This window comes from Comamonas sp. UBA7528 (genome assembly GCF_002479375.1).
Classification (GTDB): domain Bacteria; phylum Pseudomonadota; class Gammaproteobacteria; order Burkholderiales; family Burkholderiaceae_C; genus Comamonas.
Window position 1 is genome coordinate 403,961 of sequence record NZ_DLMU01000005.1, and the last position, 19,009, is coordinate 422,969.

Annotated in this window: 17 protein-coding genes; 6 read left to right on the forward strand and 11 right to left on the reverse strand. The window is 65.8% G+C overall.

Annotated elements, in window-relative coordinates; genetic code table 11:
• The first annotated feature begins 53 nt into the window (after positions 1-53).
• Positions 54-590, forward strand: coding sequence for an Lrp/AsnC family transcriptional regulator (locus tag B3349_RS07650; protein ID WP_291587778.1), 537 nt, complete (start codon positions 54-56; stop codon positions 588-590).
• Between the two features lie 132 nt (positions 591-722).
• Here B3349_RS07650 and B3349_RS07655 read toward each other — a convergent pair whose 3' ends face one another.
• Together B3349_RS07655 and glmU are read right to left on the reverse strand one after the other, a co-directional pair.
• Entirely contained in the window at positions 723-1,517 is a 795-nt protein-coding gene (locus tag B3349_RS07655) for a sensor histidine kinase (RefSeq protein ID WP_291587780.1), read from the reverse strand.
• A gap of 3 nt (positions 1,518-1,520) precedes the next feature.
• Positions 1,521-2,951, reverse strand: coding sequence for a bifunctional UDP-N-acetylglucosamine diphosphorylase/glucosamine-1-phosphate N-acetyltransferase GlmU (glmU, locus tag B3349_RS07660; RefSeq protein ID WP_291587782.1), 1,431 nt, complete (start codon positions 2,949-2,951; stop codon positions 1,521-1,523).
• Positions 2,952-3,198: 247 nt separating this feature from the next.
• Here glmU and B3349_RS07665 point away from each other — a divergent pair, with 247 nt between their 5' ends.
• Together B3349_RS07665 and B3349_RS07670 are read left to right on the forward strand one after the other, a co-directional pair.
• The gene (locus B3349_RS07665; RefSeq protein WP_291587784.1) at positions 3,199-4,185 is read left to right on the forward strand and encodes a LysR substrate-binding domain-containing protein; all 987 of its coding nucleotides are present in this window, start codon (positions 3,199-3,201) and stop codon (positions 4,183-4,185) included.
• Between the two features lie 111 nt (positions 4,186-4,296).
• Entirely contained in the window at positions 4,297-5,364 is a 1,068-nt protein-coding gene (locus tag B3349_RS07670; RefSeq protein ID WP_291587787.1) for a GGDEF domain-containing protein, read from the forward strand.
• 183 nt (positions 5,365-5,547) lie between these two features.
• On the opposite strand, the gene tyrS is transcribed toward B3349_RS07670, so the two are convergent.
• Complete coding sequence (gene tyrS / locus B3349_RS07675) at positions 5,548-6,780, reverse strand: tyrosine--tRNA ligase (protein WP_291587790.1); 1,233 nt, start codon at positions 6,778-6,780, stop codon at positions 5,548-5,550.
• Positions 6,781-6,964: 184 nt separating this feature from the next.
• Here tyrS and B3349_RS07680 point away from each other — a divergent pair, with 184 nt between their 5' ends.
• Complete coding sequence (locus B3349_RS07680) at positions 6,965-8,335, forward strand: M23 family metallopeptidase (RefSeq protein WP_414646859.1); 1,371 nt, start codon at positions 6,965-6,967, stop codon at positions 8,333-8,335.
• Positions 8,336-8,431: 96 nt separating this feature from the next.
• A complete protein-coding gene (locus tag B3349_RS07685) occupies positions 8,432-9,568 on the forward strand; it encodes an anhydro-N-acetylmuramic acid kinase (protein ID WP_291587796.1) in 1,137 nt (378 codons plus the stop codon).
• A 105-nt stretch (positions 9,569-9,673) separates the two neighbouring features.
• Here the strand turns inward: B3349_RS07685 and B3349_RS07690 are convergent, their stop codons facing one another.
• The 4 genes from B3349_RS07690 to rplM all read right to left on the reverse strand — a co-directional run bounded on the left by B3349_RS07690 (position 9,674) and on the right by rplM (position 12,670).
• On the reverse strand, positions 9,674-11,080 hold the full coding sequence (locus B3349_RS07690; RefSeq protein ID WP_291587799.1) for a multidrug transporter subunit MdtD: 1,407 nt from the start codon (positions 11,078-11,080) through the stop codon (positions 9,674-9,676).
• 129 nt (positions 11,081-11,209) lie between these two features.
• Entirely contained in the window at positions 11,210-11,575 is a 366-nt protein-coding gene (gene erpA / locus B3349_RS07695; protein WP_291587801.1) for an iron-sulfur cluster insertion protein ErpA, read from the reverse strand.
• A 263-nt stretch (positions 11,576-11,838) separates the two neighbouring features.
• Positions 11,839-12,231 (reverse strand): 30S ribosomal protein S9, encoded by a 393-nt coding sequence (gene rpsI / locus B3349_RS07700; protein WP_291587803.1) that lies wholly within the window; start codon positions 12,229-12,231, stop codon positions 11,839-11,841.
• Positions 12,232-12,241: 10 nt separating this feature from the next.
• On the reverse strand, positions 12,242-12,670 hold the full coding sequence (gene rplM, locus B3349_RS07705) for a 50S ribosomal protein L13 (RefSeq protein WP_066540049.1): 429 nt from the start codon (positions 12,668-12,670) through the stop codon (positions 12,242-12,244).
• 307 nt (positions 12,671-12,977) lie between these two features.
• On the opposite strand from rplM, the gene B3349_RS07710 reads away from it, so the two are divergent.
• Positions 12,978-13,880, forward strand: coding sequence for a 23S rRNA (adenine(2030)-N(6))-methyltransferase RlmJ (locus B3349_RS07710; protein WP_066540047.1), 903 nt, complete (start codon positions 12,978-12,980; stop codon positions 13,878-13,880).
• 111 nt (positions 13,881-13,991) lie between these two features.
• Here the strand turns inward: B3349_RS07710 and B3349_RS07715 are convergent, their stop codons facing one another.
• The 4 genes from B3349_RS07715 to B3349_RS07730 form a co-directional block, all read right to left on the reverse strand.
• Positions 13,992-14,771 carry a septal ring lytic transglycosylase RlpA family protein gene (locus B3349_RS07715; RefSeq protein WP_349682183.1) on the reverse strand — a complete coding sequence of 260 codons (780 nt, stop codon included), beginning with the start codon at positions 14,769-14,771 and terminating at the stop codon, positions 13,992-13,994.
• Between the two features lie 72 nt (positions 14,772-14,843).
• Positions 14,844-15,689: a methylenetetrahydrofolate reductase [NAD(P)H] gene (gene metF, locus B3349_RS07720; RefSeq protein WP_291587807.1), complete on the reverse strand. Its 846-nt coding sequence runs from the start codon at positions 15,687-15,689 to the stop codon at positions 14,844-14,846.
• A gap of 11 nt (positions 15,690-15,700) precedes the next feature.
• Positions 15,701-16,696: a TlyA family RNA methyltransferase gene (locus B3349_RS07725; protein WP_291587809.1), complete on the reverse strand. Its 996-nt coding sequence runs from the start codon at positions 16,694-16,696 to the stop codon at positions 15,701-15,703.
• Positions 16,697-16,875: 179 nt separating this feature from the next.
• Complete coding sequence (locus B3349_RS07730; RefSeq protein ID WP_291587811.1) at positions 16,876-18,861, reverse strand: methyl-accepting chemotaxis protein; 1,986 nt, start codon at positions 18,859-18,861, stop codon at positions 16,876-16,878.
• Between the last annotated feature and the right edge of the window lie 148 nt (positions 18,862-19,009).

Genomic DNA, 19,009 nt, shown 5'->3' on the forward strand with positions numbered 1-19,009 from the left:
ATTTCTTTCACACAATAACAATATAGAAATTAAATTTCTATAATCAACTTTACATGAAAGAAAAAAACGAAAACGAAACACTCGATCACACAGATTTGCAGTTGCTCGATACCTTGCAACGCGATGCCAGTCTGAGCAACCAGACACTGGCCGAACGGCTGGGCCTGTCGGCGCCCACCTGCCTGCGGCGCGTGCGCCGGCTGCATGCACTGGGCCTGATCGAGCGCTCTGTGACGGTGCTGCAGCCCGAGCGGGCGGCCAGCCTGCTGGGCCACGGCCTACAGGCGCTGGTGGAAATCACGCTGGATCGCCAGAGTGCCGAGGCGCTGGACGCCTTCGAGGCCCTGGCCGTGGCAGAAGACGCCGTGCAGCAGTGCTGGCGGGTCTCGCCCGGACCGGACTTCATGCTGGTGCTGCATTGCCGGGACATGCCGGCCTATCTGGCGCTGTCACAGCGCCTGTTTGCCCAGCATGCCAATGTGCGCAATGTGAAGGCGTTCTTCGCCACCAAGCGCGCCAAGTTCAGCCCGCACCTGCCGCTGCTGGCAACAGGGCCGGACAGCGGCGACCACCACACCCTGCCCCGCTGAGCATCCGCACCACTGGAGCGCAGGGACGTGCAAGGACCTGGCACGCCATGCCATGCGGCACTGTCCGCCAGGGGCCATCCGCCAAACAGCGACTACCCCGCAAGAACAGCACGCGGCACCACTGCGGTCACATCACCCCGCTGCCGGCCACTCCAGCACTGCTGTACAGCCCTCGCCGGGACGGGAGTGCAGCTGCAAGCTGGCACCATGACGCTGGGCCAGGGCGTGCACCAGGGCCAGGCCACAGCCCATGCCGGCAAAGTCGCTCTCGCGGTGCATGCGCTGGAACGGCGGCCAGCTGACCGCCATGCGGGATGATTCAAAGCCCACGCCATGGTCACGGATGGCAATGCGCCACAACCGAGGAACCGGCATGGACAGGCTGACCTGCACCTGGGGCAGTATCTGCCGGGCGGTGAACTTGGCGGCATTGCCCAGCAGCTCGCCCAACACCGTGTGCAGCGCGGCCGGATCGGCCTGCAGCAGTGCCGGCTGTACCGGCAGCTCCCAGGCCACGCTGTCCGCCTGCGGCAGACTGCGGGCGGCGCAGGACTGCAGCACACCACACACATCCACGGCCTGCGGATCCAGGGGCTGGCGCACCGCGCGGGACAGCTGCATCAGCGCATCCAGCATGCGGCCCATCTTGTGGGCAGATTGTTCCATGGTGCCCAGAAATTCCTGCGCCTCGTCTGCAGCCTCGCCGGGCACCGCCGCGGCCAGTTGCTCCACGGACTCGCGCAGCAGCGGTGCGAACGAGGTCAGATGTCGCAGCGGCGCACGCAGATCGTGCGAGACGGCACGCAGCAACCCTTCGTGCGCGTCCTGCAACTGGGCCAGTTGCTGCTGGCAGACCGCCAGCTCGGCCCGCATGGCGTCCTGGGTGGACGGGGCAGCAGCGCCATCGGGCAGGCAGTCGCGCTCCATGGCTCAGGCCTTGGGCGGCTTGACCGGGCGCGCCCAGTTGGCCTTGCTGATCTGCTTGCCACGTGCCACGCTCAGGGCGCCCGGCTCGGTGCTCTTGGTGATGGTGGAGCCGCCGCCCACGGTGCCGCCTGCGCCAATCGTCACGGGCGCCACCAGCACACAGTTGCTGCCGATGTGCACATCCGCCTCGATCACCGTGCGGTGCTTGTTGGCACCGTCATAGTTTGCGGTGATGGAGCCGGCGCCGTAGTTCACGCGTTCGCCCACGGTGGCGTCCCCCAGATAGGCCAGGTGGTTGGCCTTGGCCCCATCGGCCAGCGTGGAATTCTTCACTTCCACAAAGTTGCCGATGTGCACTTCGCGGCCCAGTTGCGCACCGGGGCGCAAACGGGCAAACGGGCCGATCAGCGCCCCTTCGCCCACGCTGGCACCGGCTTTTTCGCCGTCGATGTGGGTGAAGGGATGGATCACCGCGCCCGCCGCAATCGTGGCATTGCTGATGTGGCAATAGGCACCAATCTGCGCGCCGTCGCCAATGCGCACCTGGCCGCTGAAGATGCAGCCCACATCGATGTCCACGTCCTGGCCGCACACCAGTTGGGCCAATGTGCCCCGGGCGTCGTCACGCAGGTCGAAGCGCGCCGGATCAGCCAGGCGCACGCCCTGTTCCATCTGTGCCTTGGCGGCACGCAGCTGGTGGGCGCGCTCCAGTTCAGCCAGCTGCAGCGGGCTGTTCACGCCGGCCACCTGCAGCACATCGCTGATGCGGTGGCCCACCACGGGCACGCCGTCGGCCACGGCCATGGCCACAATGTCGGTCAGGTAGTACTCGCCCTGGGCGTTGTCGTTGTTCAGGTTGGCCAGCCACTGCGTCAGGTGGCGGACCGGCACGGCCATGATGCCGCTGTAGATCTCGGTGATGGCACGCTCGGCCTCGCTGGCATCTTTCTGTTCCACGATGCGCTGCACCGTGCCCGCTCCGTTGCGCACGATGCGGCCGTAGCCCGTCGGGTCGGGCATGGTCACCGTCAGCAGCGCCATCTTGTCGCTACCCGCCGCATCCAGCAGCCCTTGCAGGGTGTCGGCCTGCGTCAGCGGCACATCGCCCGACAGCACGATGGCCATGCCGTCGCCTGCCAGTGCGGGCACGGCCTGCTGCACCGCATGGCCGGTGCCCAATTGCGGCTCCTGCCGCACGAATTTCAGTTCAAGACCGGCATCGGCGCCCGGGCCGCTGGCCAGGGCCGCTTCAACGTCGGCGGCACCATGGCCGGTCACCACCACCGCCGAACGTGCCTGCAACTGGCCCGCCGTGTGCAGCACATGCTGCAGCAGTGCCCGCCCCGCCAGCTTCTGCAAGACTTTGGGGTGGCGGCTTTTCATGCGCGTGCCTTTGCCGGCGGCCATGATGATGAGGTCCAATGCTGCGGTCATAGAGGATGGTGTGTGGTGGACAGAAGGCAGAACCGGGCGCTGCAGGGCAGGGCCACAGTGCTGCAAGACCGGCCGATTATCCGTCCCTGCGCGCAGGCTGTGAGCACTGGCTGTCCCCGGCAGCATGTTCGGATCGCACCGCCGGCCGCTTGGTGGACGGCCCGGGCCTGCGTAATATGGCGCTTTGGCAGAACGCACCGTGCAGCGCCATCCCTCCCCTCTTTTTTCCGGCCCTGCAGCCGCCACCATGTCCACCGCCTCCAGTTCCAGCGCTTCCGGCCTGACCCTGCGCACCCGCCCCATTGCCATCGGCCATGTGCGCGCCTTTCTGGCCGTGGCCCGGCACCTGAACTTCCGCGCCGCCGCCGAAGAGCTGGCGCTGACGCAATCTGCGGTCAGCCGCCAGATCCAGGGTCTGGAAGACGAAGTGGGCCTGCCGCTGTTCCTGCGCCACACCCGCGCCGTGGAACTGACCAGCGCCGGCGCCCAGCTGCTGCGCGCCTGGACGCCGGCGGTGGAACGCATCGACACCGCCGTGCGCAGCGTTCGCCAGAGCGCCGGGCGCAAAAGTGTGTCCATCACCACCTGGGCCAGCTTCGCCGCCATGTGGCTGATCCCGCGGCTGGAGGACTTCCAGCGCCAGCACCCGGACATCGACATCCGCATCGACACCACCGACAGCCTGGTGGATCTGGAGACCACCGACGTGGACCTGGCCATCCGCTACAGCCGGCCCACGGCCGCGCTGCGCGGCATGACCGAGCTGTTTGGCGAGCAACTGGCCGTGGTCGCCAGCCCCTGGCTGCTGCAATCGGCCACCGCCCCGCGCCGGCCACAGGATCTGGTGGGCTGGAGCCTGATCGAAGCCACCGACGCCGACCAGCATCCGCACCTGCAGTGGCTCAGCTGGCACCGCTGGCTGCGTGACCAGGACTGCGCCGACCTGCAGCCACGCCGCTGGGTCTATCTGCGCTATGCCCACCAGATCGTGCAGGCTGCGCTGGCCGGCCAGGGTCTGGCGTTGACCCGCCTGCCGCTGGTGGCCGAGGCCCTGGCCGACGGCCGGCTGGTGGAAGTTTTCCCGCGCCAGCGGCTGGACTCCCCACTGGCCTACTGGCTGCTGACCGGCCCGCGCAGCGGCCAGCGGCCCGAAGTGCAGGCGTTTGCCCAGTGGCTGCAGCAGCAGGCCCACGACACCCGCCAGGCCATGGCGCCGGTGGACGATCCGACATAGCCACGCCGCCCGGCGGCACCCACCATTCGGCGCCACCGCGGGCGCAGCCGGTTGCGGCGGGGCACTGCGTGCGGGAGGCACTTTCCATAATGGCAGCAGCCCCATCTGCCTATGTCCACCACCACCCAGCCGCTGCACGAAAGCTACCGCCTGCTGATCCGCTTTTGCGCAGTGGTGGTCTGTCTGGTGCACCTGGCCTTCATTCCCATCTTTGCCGGCACGGGGGTGCATGCGCTGGCCGCCGGCAATGTGCTGAGCGTGCTGGCCTATGCCTACGCCTACTGGCAAAGCCGGCCCCAGGGCAATGTGCGCATGGCAGCCGATGTGATTGCCCTGGAAATCGGCCTGCACGCCGTCGCGGCCACGCTGGCCATCGGCTGGAGCAGCGGCTTTCACTACCTGATGATTCCCATGGTGCCGGTGTGCATGCTGTCGGCCTCCCGGCCGCGGGCGGCGCGCATGGCCATCGTGCTGTGCATTTCGCTGGTCTATATCGGGCTGCGGTTCTGGAGCAGCCGGCACGCGCCCTTCTACCGGCTGTCCGACACACTGCTGCAGGCGCTGGAATACGGCTGCCTGGTCACGCTGTTCCTGGCCTTCATCACCATCGCCTTGCGCTACCACGACATCATCGTGGAGGCACACGAGACACTGCGGCATGAAGCCTTCACCGACCCGCTGACCGGCGCGCTGAACCGCCGCCGCTTGGCCCAGGTGGCCACACTGCCCCCGGCCGCCGACACCCACAGCGCGCTGCTGCTGTGCGATCTGGACCATTTCAAGCTGGTCAATGACCAGTACGGCCATGCGGTCGGCGACCAGGTGCTGCAGGCCTTCTACCGCCAACTGCTGGAATGCACGCGCGGCGGCGACCATGTGTGCCGCTGGGGCGGCGAGGAATTTCTGGTGTTGCTGCCCCAGACCGACATGGCCGTGGCCCGCATGGTCGCCTACCGCCTGCGCGCCAGCGTGGAACGGACATCGGTGCGCCTGCTGTCCGGCGAGCTGCTGTTCATCACCGTCACCGTCGGCCTGACCCATCTGGCTCCGGGGGAGCCGCTGCAGGCCGCCGTGCACCGGGCCGACGAAGCGCTCTACCGCGGCAAGGCCGCCGGCCGCAACCAGGTGCAGGACAGCGCCGTGGAACGCCCCGTCCCTGCGGCGGAGTTGCAGGTGTAGCCCCGTTCAGGCCCACCCGGCAGGGCCGCGGCGGGGCATGGACCCTGACCTGGTCACTCCCACCAGAAACAACGCAGCCTGTGCACCAGCACCCGGCATAAAGGACGGGACACCATCCGACATGCAGGGCGCCTGTGCACAGGCTGCTTTGGTTTTCAGGCTCTCTCGGCCTGGCAGACCCGCTCAGTCCAGCGTCACGCGGGCGAACTTGCGCTTGCCCACCTGCAGCACAAAGCTGCCGGCGTCCAGCTTCAGACCGCGGTCGCTGATGACCGTGCCATCGATGCGCACGCCGCCGCCGTCGATCAGGCGGTTGGCCTCGCTGGTCGAAGGGGCCAGATTGGCCTGCTTGAGCAAGGCACCGATGCCCAGCGGGGCGCCGGACAGGCTGACTTCCGGGATATCGTCGGGAATGCCGCCCTTGGAGCGGTTGGCGAAATCCTGCTCGGCCGCATCGGCCGCCGCCGCACTGTGGAAGCGCGTGGTGATTTCCTTGGCCAGCGCCACCTTGGCATGCTTGGGGTTGCCGCCGGCGGCAATGTCCGCCTTCAGCCGGGCGATGTGTTCCAGGCTCTGGAAGGACAGCAGCGTGTACCAGTCCCACATCAGGTCGTCCGAAATCGACAGCACCTTGGCAAACATGGTGTTGGCGTCTTCGGTGATGCCGATGTAGTTGTTCTTGGACTTGGACATCTTGTGCACGCCGTCCAGACCCACCAGAAGCGGCATGGTAAGCACGCACTGCTGCTCCTGACCATACTCCGCCTGCAGATGACGCCCCATCATCAGGTTGAACTTCTGATCGGTGCCGCCCAGCTCCAGGTCGGCCTTGAGCGCCACCGAGTCATAGCCCTGCAACAAAGGATAGAGAAACTCGTGCAGGCTGATGGAGCTGCCTTCGGTGAAACGCGTGTGGAAGTCGTTGCGCTCCATCATGCGGGCCACGGTGTACTTGGCCGACAGCTGGATCATGCCGCGCGCGCCCAGTTGGTCGCACCATTCGCTGTTGTAGCGGACCTCGGTCCTGGCCGGATCCAGCACCTTGGCGGCCTGGGTGTAATAGGTTTCGGCGTTGGTCTTGATCTGCTCGGCCGTCAGCGGCGGACGGGTGCTGTTGCGGCCCGACGGGTCACCGATCAGCGTGGTGAAGTCGCCGATCAGGAAAATCACCTGGTGGCCCAGATCCTGCAGCTGGCGCATCTTGTTCAGGACCACGGTGTGGCCCAGGTGGATGTCGGGGGCCGTGGGGTCCAGACCCAGCTTGATGCGCAGGGGAACGCCCGTAGCTTCGGACTTCGCCAGTTTCTGGATCCATTCGTCCTTGGGCAGCAGTTCATCCACTCCGCGCAACGTCACTTCCAGCGCTTGTCCTACACCTTCCGTCAACGGGTACGTCTTAACACTATCTTGATTCATAAGGGTTTTCTTGGATGCGATGGAGAGGTCGCCCGTTATACTCCGGGCTCGGTCGCAGTGGCGGATTCTAGTAGGCATCCTGTATCTACTCCGCCGTATGGCTGCTATCCGACACCTTGCACGCCCCATTCCTACGCTATCTCGCGCAGGAAGTCGGCGGTGTGCCAGACCCTAGGACATCGTTTTGAAAGACAGCTTGATATCTGCCGGCAGTGCTTTGCTAGCACGGCTGGCCCTTCTGGTGCAAAAGCACCCCAAACGCGTCACAAGCGGAGTGGCCGCCCTGCTGCTCTCCGGCGGCGGAGCTGCGTTTGCGGTGGCATCGCTCGGACCCGACGTGGCCGATATGCCGGTGCGCACCATCACACAGACTGTGCCTTCCCTCGTGGAAGATACGTCGCTGGCCGATCTGGCCGACCTGAACAGCTTCACCCTGTACCGCAGCGACTACACGCGCGGTACGGATACGGCAGAAGCGCTGCTGCAACGCCTGGGCATTGCCGACCCCTCGGCTTCCGCCTTCCTGCGTGCAGACAACAACGTGCGCCAGAACCTGCTGGGCCGCGCCGGCCGACTGGTGTCTGCCGAAGCCACCAACGACCACCAGCTGCAAAAACTCACCGCCCGCTGGACCACCAACGACGACAGCGATGAGTTCCAGCGCCTGGTCGTGGAACGCGGCGCCAACGGTAAATTCACCGCCTCCATCGAGACGGCCGAGCTGACCGTGGGCTCACGCCTGGCGGGCGGCACCATCCGCAGCTCGCTGTTTGCCGCCACCGACGCCGCCTTCATTCCTGACAGCGTGGCCGTGCAGATGGCCGACGTGCTGTCCGGCAGCATCGACTTCCGCCGTTCGCTGCGCAAGGGTGACCGTTTCTCCGTGGTCTACGAAAGCCTGGAAGCCGACGGCGAGCCCCTGCGCGCCGGCCGCCTGCTGAGCGTGGAATTCCACAACAACGGCAAGACCCACCAGGCCATGTGGTACCAGCCCGAAGGCGCCAGCCGCGGCAGCTACTACGACCTGGACGGGCGCAGCCTGCGTCAGGCCTACCTGAGCTCTCCAGTGGAATTCTCCCGTGTGTCCAGCGGCTTCGCCATGCGTCTGCACCCCATCCACAAAACCTGGAAGGCCCACCTGGGCACCGACTTTGCCGCCGCCACTGGCACCAAGGTCCGCACCATCGGTGACGGCGTGGTGGAGTTTGCCGGTGTGCAAAACGGCTTCGGCAATGTGGTGTTCGTCAAGCATGCCAACGCCGACCATGTCACCGTCTACGCCCACCTGAGCCGCATCGATGTGCGCAAGGGCCAGAGCGTGGAACAGGGCCAGACCATTGGCGCCGTGGGCTCAACCGGCTGGGCCACCGGCCCGCACCTGCACTTCGAGTTCCGTGTCAACGGCAAGCACGAAGATCCGCTGGTGGTGATGGCCAAGAACGCGGCCGACGCTCCGATCGACCGCCGGAACGAAGCCGCCTTCAAGCAGTATGCTGGCCAGATGCGCATGCAGCTGGACTCAGCCCAGACCGTGCAGCAGGCCAGCGCCCAGTAAGCGCCCGGCACTCTCTCTTGCCAAGGCCCTTCGGGGCCTTTGTCATTTCCGGGGCATACTGCGCCTTTGCTGTTGTACCGACCGTTTCTGCCCGCAATGACCGCTGCTGCTCCCGCTTCCGACCTCTTCATCGGCCTGATGTCCGGCACCTCGCTGGACGGGGTGGACGGCGTGCTGGTGGACTTCAGCCAGGGCACCCGCGTGCTGCAGCACGCCAGCTGCGGTTTCGCGCCCGGCCTGCGCGCCGAGCTAATGGCCTTGAACACCCCCGGCGGCCAGGACGAGCTGCACCGCGCCGCCCTGGCCGCCAATGCCCTGGTCGGCCACTACACCCAGGTGGTGCAGCAGTTGCTGCAGCGCAGTGGCGTGGTGGCTGACCGGGTGGCTGCCATCGGCGCCCACGGCCAGACCGTGCGCCACCGCCCGCAGCTGTTTGACGGCACGGGCTACACGCTGCAGCTCAACGCCCCAGCCTTGCTGGCCGAACGCAGCGGCATCACCGTGGTCGCCGATCTGCGCAGCCGCGATGTGGCCGCTGGCGGCCAGGGGGCGCCCCTGGTGCCGGCCTTCCACCAGGGGGTCTTCGGCCAGGCCGGCCGGACCACGCTGGTGCTGAACATTGGCGGCATTGCCAACCTGAGTGTGCTGGGTGCGGACGGTGCCGTGCAGGGCTTCGACTGCGGCCCCGGCAATGCACTGATGGATGGCTGGTGCCAGCGCCACACCGGGCAGCCCTATGACGACGGCGGACGCTGGGCCGCCAGCGGCCAGGTGCAGCAACCCCTGCTGCAACGCCTGCTGGCTGAGCCATTCTTTGCGCAGCAGCCGCCCAAAAGCACGGGCCGCGACCTGTTCCACGCCGACTGGCTGGCTGGCCAGTTGGCCGCCACACCGGGGGCGACCGCAGCCACTGCGGCGGACATCCAGGCCACGCTGACCGAGCTGACCGCCGCCAGCTGCGCCGATGCCGTGCGCCGCTGGGGCCGGGACGGCAGCACTCTGCTGGTCTGCGGTGGCGGCGCCCTGAATACCCACCTGATGCAGCGCATCGCCGCCCTGCTGCCCGGCGTGCAGGTGGGCAGCACCGCCGAACGCGGCCTGCCGCCGCTGGAAGTGGAAGCCGCCGCCTTCGCCTGGCTGGCGCGCCAATGCCTGCGCGGCCTGCCGGGCAATCTGCCGGCGGTGACCGGCGCCTGCGGTCCGCGCGTGCTGGGCGCCATCTACCCAGCCTGAAAAAAGCTTTTCAACTACGCTGCTGCCGGCACAGCACCAATCTGTCTGCCGCCCCGCCTCCGGCGGAGGCTGTCAGACTCCCGCACGCAGGCCGGCAGATATTTTTCAGTCGCCGATGTCCGGGGCCGGGCGCACGCGTTCATCGCCATCGAGCTGGCTGAACACCAGGGCGGAGGCCAATGTCATCAGCCCCACGGTGACAAAGGTGGCATGGATGGCACGCAGCGACTGGTCGCCCAGCGCGCTCCAGACATCGGAAAACCCGCCCAGCAGTGCACCGGCCAGCGCCACCCCCATGCCCATGGACAGCATCTGCACCATGGACAGCAGGCTGTTGCCGCTGCTGGCGAACTCGCCTTCCACGTCTTTGAGCGTGACCGAATTCATGGCCGAGAACTGCATCGAGTTGATGCCGCCAAACACAAACAGCTGGGCCAGCAGCAAACCCAGCGGCTGCTGCGGCGACACCAGGCCGAAGCTGGCCAGCACCAGGCCCAGCAGCACGGAATTGACCTGCAGCACCCGGCGGTAGCCGTAGCGCTGCACCGTGCGCACCGCAATGCGCTTGACCAGCATGCTGCCCACCACCGTGGCCAGCATCATCAGCCCGGCATGGAAGGGCGACATGCCCAGCCCCACCTGCAGCAGCAGCGGAATCAGGAACGGCGCGGCGCCGCTGCCGAAACGGGCAAACAGATTGCCCAGCAGACCCACCCGCAGCGAACGCACGCTGAACAGCGCAGGCGGAAACAGCGGCTCGGGCACCCGCAGCGCATGCATCCAGTAGGCCGCCAGACTGGCCAGGCCAAACACCATCAGCACGGCCACCAGGGCCGTGCCCAGGCCCATGCCGGACAGGCCGTCCAGCGCCACGGACACCGCCACCATGCCGAACGACAGCAGCGCATAGCCCCAGCCGTCGAACCTGCGGCGCGGCTGCTCCGCGCCCACGGGCATCCAGCGGCGTGTGGCCCACATGCCGAACAGCCCCACCGGCACATTGATCCAGAAGATCCAGTGCCAGCTGGCCACTTCCACCAGTGCACCGCCCAGCGTGGGGCCCAGCAGCGCGCCCACCTGACCCGGGATGGCAATGAAGCTCATGGCACGGATGAATTCACCCTTGGGGTGGCTGCGCAGCACCGCCAGCCGGCCCACCGGCATCATCAGGGCGCCCCCGACCCCTTGCACCACACGCGCGGCCACCAGAAAGCCCAGGTTGGGCGAGAGCGCGCACAGCACCGAGCCCAGCACAAACAGCGCGATCGCCGCCGCATAGACCCGCTGCGTGCCAAAGCGGTCCGCCACCCAGCCAGAGGCCGGGATCAGCATGGCCGTAGTCAGCGAATAGGCCACGATCACCGACTGCATCTTCAGCGGGCTCTGGCCCAGCGACTGCGCCATCGCCGGCAGCGCCGTGTTCAAAATGGTGGCATCCAGCGATTGCAGAAAAAAGGCGATGGCCACCAGCCACAGCAGGCGTTCACGGTGGGGGGCGAGGGATTCACTCATGAGAAACAGGGAAGCAAAACTGGCACGGCAATGCGTGCAACGGACGCAAAAAAGCCGCTGGCGTGCAGCGGCTTGATCGAGGGGGATGGCGCAGTGTCGGCGGCATCCCGTTGCATAGGCAGAAGGCGCTTACACCGAGAAGCTGGAACCGCAGCCGCAGGTGGTGCTGGCATTGGGGTTCTTGATCACGAACTGGGCGCCTTGCAGGTCTTCCTTGTAATCGATCTCGGCGCCGACCAGGTACTGGTAGCTCATGGCGTCGATCAGCAGCGACACGCCATTCTTGGTCATGGTGGTGTCGTCGTCGTTGGTGATCTCATCGAAGGTGAAACCGTACTGGAAACCCGAGCAGCCGCCGCCTTGCACAAAGACGCGCAGCTTCAGGTCGGGATTGCCTTCTTCGGCGATCAGATCCGCCACCTTGGCAGCCGCGCTGTCGGTGAAAAGGATGGGGGCTGGCATGTCGGTGATGGTGTTTTCGGCAACGGCGCTCATGGGGATACTCCGATGGTTCTGAATTGGCCCGAATGGTACAGCAACGGGCTCGGGAATTGCCGTCGCTTCCAGCTTTGACGACAGTGCAAGTGGGGGCTTTGCCCCGGAGGACGCCAGGGGCTTCGCCCGGACCGGGGAGGTGCGGCCGCACCGGAGCATGCCGGAGCGGGAACGCCCACAAAAAAGCCGCCGAACCCGAAGGCCTGGCGGCTTTTTTGGCGGATGGCCTTCCCGGAGGAGGACCACCCTGCAGCAGAAGCGGATTAACGCTTCGAGAACTGCTTGGCGCGGCGTGCAGAACGCAGACCGACCTTCTTACGTTCGACTTCACGAGCGTCACGGGTCACGTAGCCGGCTTGGCTCAGTGCGGGCTTCAGGGAAGCGTCGTAATCGATCAGAGCGCGGGTGATACCGTGGCGGGCAGCGCCAGCCTGGCCGGATTCACCGCCGCCGTGGACGTTGATCTGGATGTCGAAAGCTTCGACATTGCCAGTCAGCACCAGAGGCTGCTTTGCGATCATGATGGAGGTTTCGCGGCCGAAGTACTGCTGAATGTCTTTGCCATTCACAGTGATCTTGCCGGAGCCCTTCTTCAGGAATACACGGGCGACGCTGGACTTGCGACGGCCGGTACCATTGTTCCAATCACCAATCATTCAAGTCTCCTTAGATTTCCAGAGCCTTAGGCTGCTGTGCGGTATGAGGATGCTCAGCACCGCCGTAGACCTTCAGCTTCTTGATCATGGCGTAGCCCAGGGGACCCTTGGGCAGCATGCCCTTGACGGCCTTTTCCAGAGCGCGGCCAGGGAACTTGGCTTGCAGATCGCGGAAGTTGGTGGCAGTGATGCCGCCGGGGAAACCGGAGTGACGGTAGTACACCTTGTCCAGGTTCTTGGTGCCAGTGACCTTGAGCTTGGAGGCGTTGATGATGACGATGAAGTCACCGGTGTCAACGTGAGGTGTGTAAATGGCCTTGTGCTTGCCGCGCAGACGGAGTGCCACTTCGCTGGCGACACGTCCGAGCACCTTATCGGTGGCGTCAATCACAAACCACTCGTGTTGCACCTCAGCGGGCTTTGCGCTGAATGTAGACATGAGTTTTCTCTTTCAAGAGGGTTTGGCGGGCCCTTTTCCGCGGTCGGTGCTTCTTCTTGAAAAAGACAAGTCTTTTAAAGGAAGCCTCTTAGGCGGGGATGTTCAAACCGGAGTTTCAACCTTCGCCGCGGGACCCATAAAATCGCTGCGAAGCCCGCCATTATACGAAATAGCGTCCAATAGGGGGGAACGCCCCTACCAGAGCACCCGTTTTTGTGCCACGGTGGCGGCCACACCACACCGGGGAAGGCCCGCTCGCCCTACCCTCACACCATCTGCCGCCCTGCGGCCACCGCCTTCGACTGCCATGTTCAGCTACCGCCACGCCTTCCATGCCGGCAACCACGCCGATGTGCTCAAGCACACCGTGCTGATCGCCACCTTGCAACACCTGACGCAGAAGGACACCGCGCTGAGCGTGATCGACACTCATGCCGGCGCCGGCCTGTACCGTCTGGACGGTGACTATGCCAACACCAGCGGCGAGGCGACCGAAGGCGTGCAACGCCTGCTGGACACTCCGTTTGACCAACTGGCGCCCGCGCTGCAGGACTATCTGCAGGTGCTGGCCAGCTTCAACCAGGGCAACAAGCTGCGCGTCTACCCCGGCTCGCCGTTCATCAGTCACAGCCTGCTGCGCCCGCAGGACAAGATGCACCTGTTCGAGCTGCACCCCACCGATTCGCGCACGCTGGCCGGCAACATCGCCCAGCTGGACCCGGGCAAGCGCATTCTGATTGCGCAGGAAGACGGCTTCACCGGTGTCAAGAAACTGCTGCCCCCACCGTCGCGCCGCGGCCTGGTGCTGTGCGACCCCAGCTATGAGATCAAGACCGACTACCTGCGCGTGGCCGACATGGTGCAGGACGCGCTGGCGCGCTTTGCCACCGGCACCTATGCCGTGTGGTACCCCATCATCGCCCGCCAGGACGCACACGATCTGCCGCGCCGCCTCAAGACCCTGGCCACCAAGGCCGGCAAGGGCTGGCTGCACGCCACGCTGACGGTCAAATCCAGCAAGATGCAGTCGGCCGCCCTGTCGGCCACCGAGGACGAGCCCAGCAAGCGCCCCGGCCTGCCGGCCAGCGGCATGTTCCTGATCAACCCGCCCTACACCGTCAAGGACAAGCTCAAGACCGCCCTGCCGCAGATGGTCAAGCTGCTCGGCCAGGACAAGCACGCCGCGTTCACGCTGGAATCCGGCCAGTAAAGCCAGGGGCTGCGGCCCACCGCTGCGCCACGCAGCGCGGCCTCCTCACAATGCAAAAAAGGGTTCAAGGACGTTTCGCCTTGAACCCTTTTTCACATGCCCCCCAGGCGCTCACTTCTTCTTTTTGCTGACCTGCTTGGCCACCGTGCTGGCGGGTTCGCCATGGGCCTGACGATGAGCCTCCACCGCGCGGCGGGCTTCGGGGCTCAGGTCGGACAGGCGCGCTTCGAGCTGGCCGTCCAGATCATCGTCCTCGCCCGGGCATTGGGCTTCGTCGTCGGCCAGGGCCCACAACTCCACCGGCTTGATCCCCAGGCCCATCATGCCCAGCTGCTCGGCCGCGCCCTGGCTCAGGTCGATCACCCGGTTCTTGGCAAAAGGCCCCCGGTCGTTGATGCGCACCACCACCGTCTTGCCGGTAACCGAGCTGCGCACGCACACCCGCGTGCCAAAGGCAAACGAACGGTGGGCAGCGGTCAGTTCGCCGCTGTTGAACCGCTCGCCATTGGCGGTCAGCTTGCCGTGAAAACCGGGGCCATACCAGGAGGCCAGCCCCTTTTGGTCGCTGTCCCGGGCATCCGGCGCGGCTTGCGCCGCCGGATCGGGCTTGTCGCTGAGCTTGGGCGGCTTGGGAGCAGCCTTGGCCAGTGCGTCGGCCCCCTTGCGGTCGTGGCTCCACCAACCCCAACGGCTGGGGCGGGCGTTGGGGCCCTCAGGGATGGGCGCGGCCGTGCCGGCACCCGCCTGGGTGGGCGTGGCGGTGGCAGCGCCTTCCGGCGTGGGGGACAGCGGCGCGCAGCCGCTGATGAATAACGTCACCGTCCAGGCCGCAGCCCAGCGATGGCGTGCCGCCCGGGAGACGATTCCCGCAGATTGGCAGATGGATGGCATGCAATGTCCTCTGTCACGCACAGACGGTGGTGCCACCACCGCAGGCGGGATCAGCGGAACAAACCGCAGCCCTTAGAGCCCGAGGCGACGGCACAGCTCCAAGGTCGCTGTGCTCTGGTTCATGGTGTAGAAGTGCAGGCCCGGCGCGCCTTGGCTGCGCAGCTGCTCGCACAGGTGCGTGACCACGTCCAGCCCGAAGGCACGGATGGAAGCCACGTCGTCCCCGAAAGCCTGCAGTCGCAGGCGGATCCAGCGGGGAATCTCAGCGCCAGTCGCATCGGAAAAGCGCATGAGTTGAGAAGAGTTAGTGATCGGCATGATACCCGGGACGACCGGAATCTGGATGCCAAGTGCTTGAATTCCCTCCACAAAGCGGTAGTAGGCGTCGGCGTTGAAGAAGTATTGTGTGATAGCCGAATCGGCTCCCGCCTTCACTTTTGTCGCAAAAGCCTGCAGGTCGACATCCGGACTTTTGGCCTGCGGATGGGTCTCGGGGTAGGCCGCCACCTCGATGTGGAACCAGTCGCCGAACTCCTTGCGGATGAATGCCACCAGGTCGCTGGCGTACTGGAATTCGCCGCCCAGACCGTAGCCGCTGGGCAGGTCGCCGCGCAGCGCCACGATGCGCTTGACACCCATGGCCTGGAGCTGGGCCAGTTCCTCGCGCACCTTGGCATGGGTGGCCCCCACGCAGGAAAAGTGCGACGCTGCGGCCACGCCTTCGTCCTGGATGGCCTGCACCATGCGGAACGTGCCTTCCTGCGTGGAGCCGCCGGCGCCATAGGTCACCGAGCAGAATTCCGGCTTGCGGGCGTACAGCTCCTGGCGCACGTTCACATGCTTGGCTGCGCCTTCGGCGGTCTTGGTGGGAAAGAATTCAAAGCTGACCGGGAATGCGGTCGAATCGTTCTGCGCCATCGGGGTCTTCCTCACGCTTTGGTGGCGTGCACAAAAAATTCACGGTTGCCGTCGCCGCCTTCGATGGCGCTGTCGTACCAGCCCACCACCTTCAGGCCCACTTCCTTGCAGCAGGCTCGGATACGCTGCTCCACCTCGGCATACAGCGCCGGGTCGCGCACGATGCCGCCCTTGCCGATCTGGCCGGGTTGCAATTCGAACTGGGGCTTGACCAGCATCAGCAGCGGCGCGCCCTGGCCCATCAGCGGCACCAGCTGCGGCAGGATCAGAGTCAGCGAGATAAAGGACACATCACCGGTGACGAAGTCGAACACCGGTGTGGTGTCGATGTCCTCGGTTCCCGGCCTGCGGCGGCGCTCCACTGGCGCCGTACCGTCTGCGCGGGCCTTGTCCTTGGCGGCGCGCTCGGCCTTGAAGGACTCGATGTCCTGCTCCTTGGCGTCTTCGCTGTCGTCATAGTCCTCATCGACCATGCCACCATTGCGCATCCAGGCATAGGGGGCCTGGGGCTGGGTGTCGTTATCCTCCTGCTCTTCGATGACTTCGGACAGCGCATCTTCGCAGCCCTGCACCAGCGATTCGGCGGTCATGGCGCGGGCGTTCAGTCCTTCCACGCCCACCACGCGCGGATCGCTCTTCAGGCGCTCATGCAACTGGTCGTGGCCCACATCCACACCGATCACCTGGGCCGCGCCTGCCTGCAGCAGGCAGTCGGTGAAGCCGCCGGTGCTCTGCCCCACATCCAGGCAGCGCAGGCCACTCACCTGCAGGTCCGCCGCCGCCAGCGCGCCCTCGAGCTTGAGGCCGCCGCGCGAGATGTACTTGGCCTCGGACGCGTCCAGCAGCTGCACCTGCGCACCCGCGGGAATGTCGTCGCCGTTCTTGGCCACCGCGGTCCACGGCGCCAACGGCATGGTGCGCCACTGCACACCGGCTGCAATCAGGCGCTGGGCCTGCGATCGGGTGGTGGCATGGCCTGCCTCCACCAAAAAAACGTCTGCGCGCATCGCGCTCTCCTTCAACTTCACCGGGCAGGCCGCTGTGTGCGGCCTGCGCCTGTTTTCCAAGCGGGTTGTGCTTGCAGCCACCGATCCCGGCCCCAAAGCACACCCCAACTCTCTATGAATGGACACAAGCCGCTATCAACTTGTGCTGTGAAGGCGGGCGCATGCACCACACCTTCTCCTTATGTCAGGCGGCGCAGCTCCCCACCGCCATGGATGCGGAAGTTGCCCACCACTTCGGCCAGCAGCCTGGCCTGCTCACGCAGGCTTTCGGCGGCCGCCGCACTTTGTTCAACCAGGGCCGCATTTTGCTGCGTCATGTCGTCCAGCTGGCCCACGGCGGTATTGATTTCCGCAATGCCCTGGCTTTGCTGACCCGCCGCGACCGAGATCTCCCCGATCACCGCGTCCACCCGTCCCACCGAATCCACGATCTCGTGCATCGTGGCGCCGGCTTCGCTGACCAGGCGGGCGCCTTCGTCCACCTTGCCCACGCTGCTGCCAATCAGGTCCTTGATCTGCTTGGCCGCTTCGGCACTGCGTCCGGCCAGGGCACGCACCTCGCTGGCCACCACGGCAAAGCCCCGGCCCTGCTCACCCGCACGGGCGGCTTCCACGGCGGCATTCAGCGCCAGGATATTGGTCTGGAAGGCGATGCCGTCGATCACACCGATGATGTCGGCAATCTTGCGGCTGCTCTGGTTGATGGCATCCATGGTCTGCACCACCTGCTGCACCACCGTGCCGCCGCGCCGCGCCACATCAGCGGCCGACACCGACAGCTGGCGCGCCGAATCGGCCGAACCCCGGCTGTGCGACAGGGCATCCGTCAGCTGGGCCATGGAGCCTGCTGTCTGCTGCAGGCTGCTGGCGGTCAGCTCGGTGCGGCTGCTCAGCGACTGTGTACCGGACGCAATCTCGCTGGTCGCCGTGGCAATGGATTCCGAAGATTCCTTGACCCCGGCAATCACCTGGGCCAGTGCCCGGTCCGCGCTGCGCAGGTCTTCCAGCAGGCGCGCAAATTCGTCCTTGGATACTGGAGCCTGCACCGTGCCCAGATTGCCAGCCGCAATCGACTTGGCGGCCTGCGAGGCCTGTGCCAGGCTGGCCGCCATGCTCAGGTATACGCCCACATACAGATAGACCGAAGCGCCAATGCCCAGTGCCAGCAGCAGCACCAGCAGGTTGCGCTGGGTGGCCGCCTCTGCGCCGCGCTCGGCCAGCAACTGATCCAGCACCACGCCGTTTTGCGACACCAGTGCCCAGGCCGCATCGATGGTCGGCTGGGCCGCGGTCTGCACCTCCTGCTGCGACACCGCCACCTGGTCCACCAAGGTGAAATGCTTGCGCACATAGCCCAGCAGTTCCTTGGAGGTGGCCTTGAGCGCGTCAAAACGCGCGCCCAGCGCCTGCTGCACCGCAGCATTGGCCTGCATGGACTGCGACAGCTGGGTTTCCACGCCCGAAAACGTGTCGTTCAGGCGCGCCTCGGTCACTTCGTAGAACACCTTGTCCTTGGTATCCACCACGCCACGGCTCACGTTGAGCAGCGCGTAGGCGGCAATGCGCACGGCAATGCCGGCCGTCGACGGCGTGTGGTTGGCCAGCGGGTAGCCCAGGTAGAAGATATCGGCATCCGGATCCTGCGCCAGACCGGAGCGGTTGCCCAGATCGCGCATGAAGGCGTAGAGGCGTGCGTATTCGGGCGCATGCGCGGCAAAGGCCTTCTGTGCGAATTCGGCATCGGCCGGCAGCGCGGCAATCTTGCCCTGCAGCTCCTTCCAGCCTTGCTGAAGGCCTTCGGTTTCCTTGCGCATGTCGTAGTAGCGCTGTTGCGCCGCGACGCGGGCTTCGATCTTGGCCAGGGTCTTGTCCACCACCGCCGCCTGGCGCTGGAAGGACTGCATCAGCGCCGCATCGCCGGCCTGGCCGGTGATGGCCACCCGGCGGCTTTCGATCAGCACCTGGTTCCACTCCACCAGATCGGCCATCAGCGCCACCGCGGCACGCTTGGCCACCAGAGCCTGCACCCGCGCCTGGTAGCGCTGTGCCGCCATGGCTCCCACCAGCCCCAGCATCAGCAGCAGCGGAATGCCCGCCAACAGGAATTTGGGACCCAGTCGCAAACGCGACATCAATGCCACAGCGGGCTGAAACACACCTCTCATGACCTGGCTTCTCCTTGTTGTATGCGATCCGAAAATGAATCGGCCTCCTGTGTACGGGGCCTTGCACCCATGATTTCGGCATTCGCATGGCAAGCTGAAGTCAAGCCCGCAGGTCATGCACCGTGGCAGCCAACGGCTGCCACGGCCT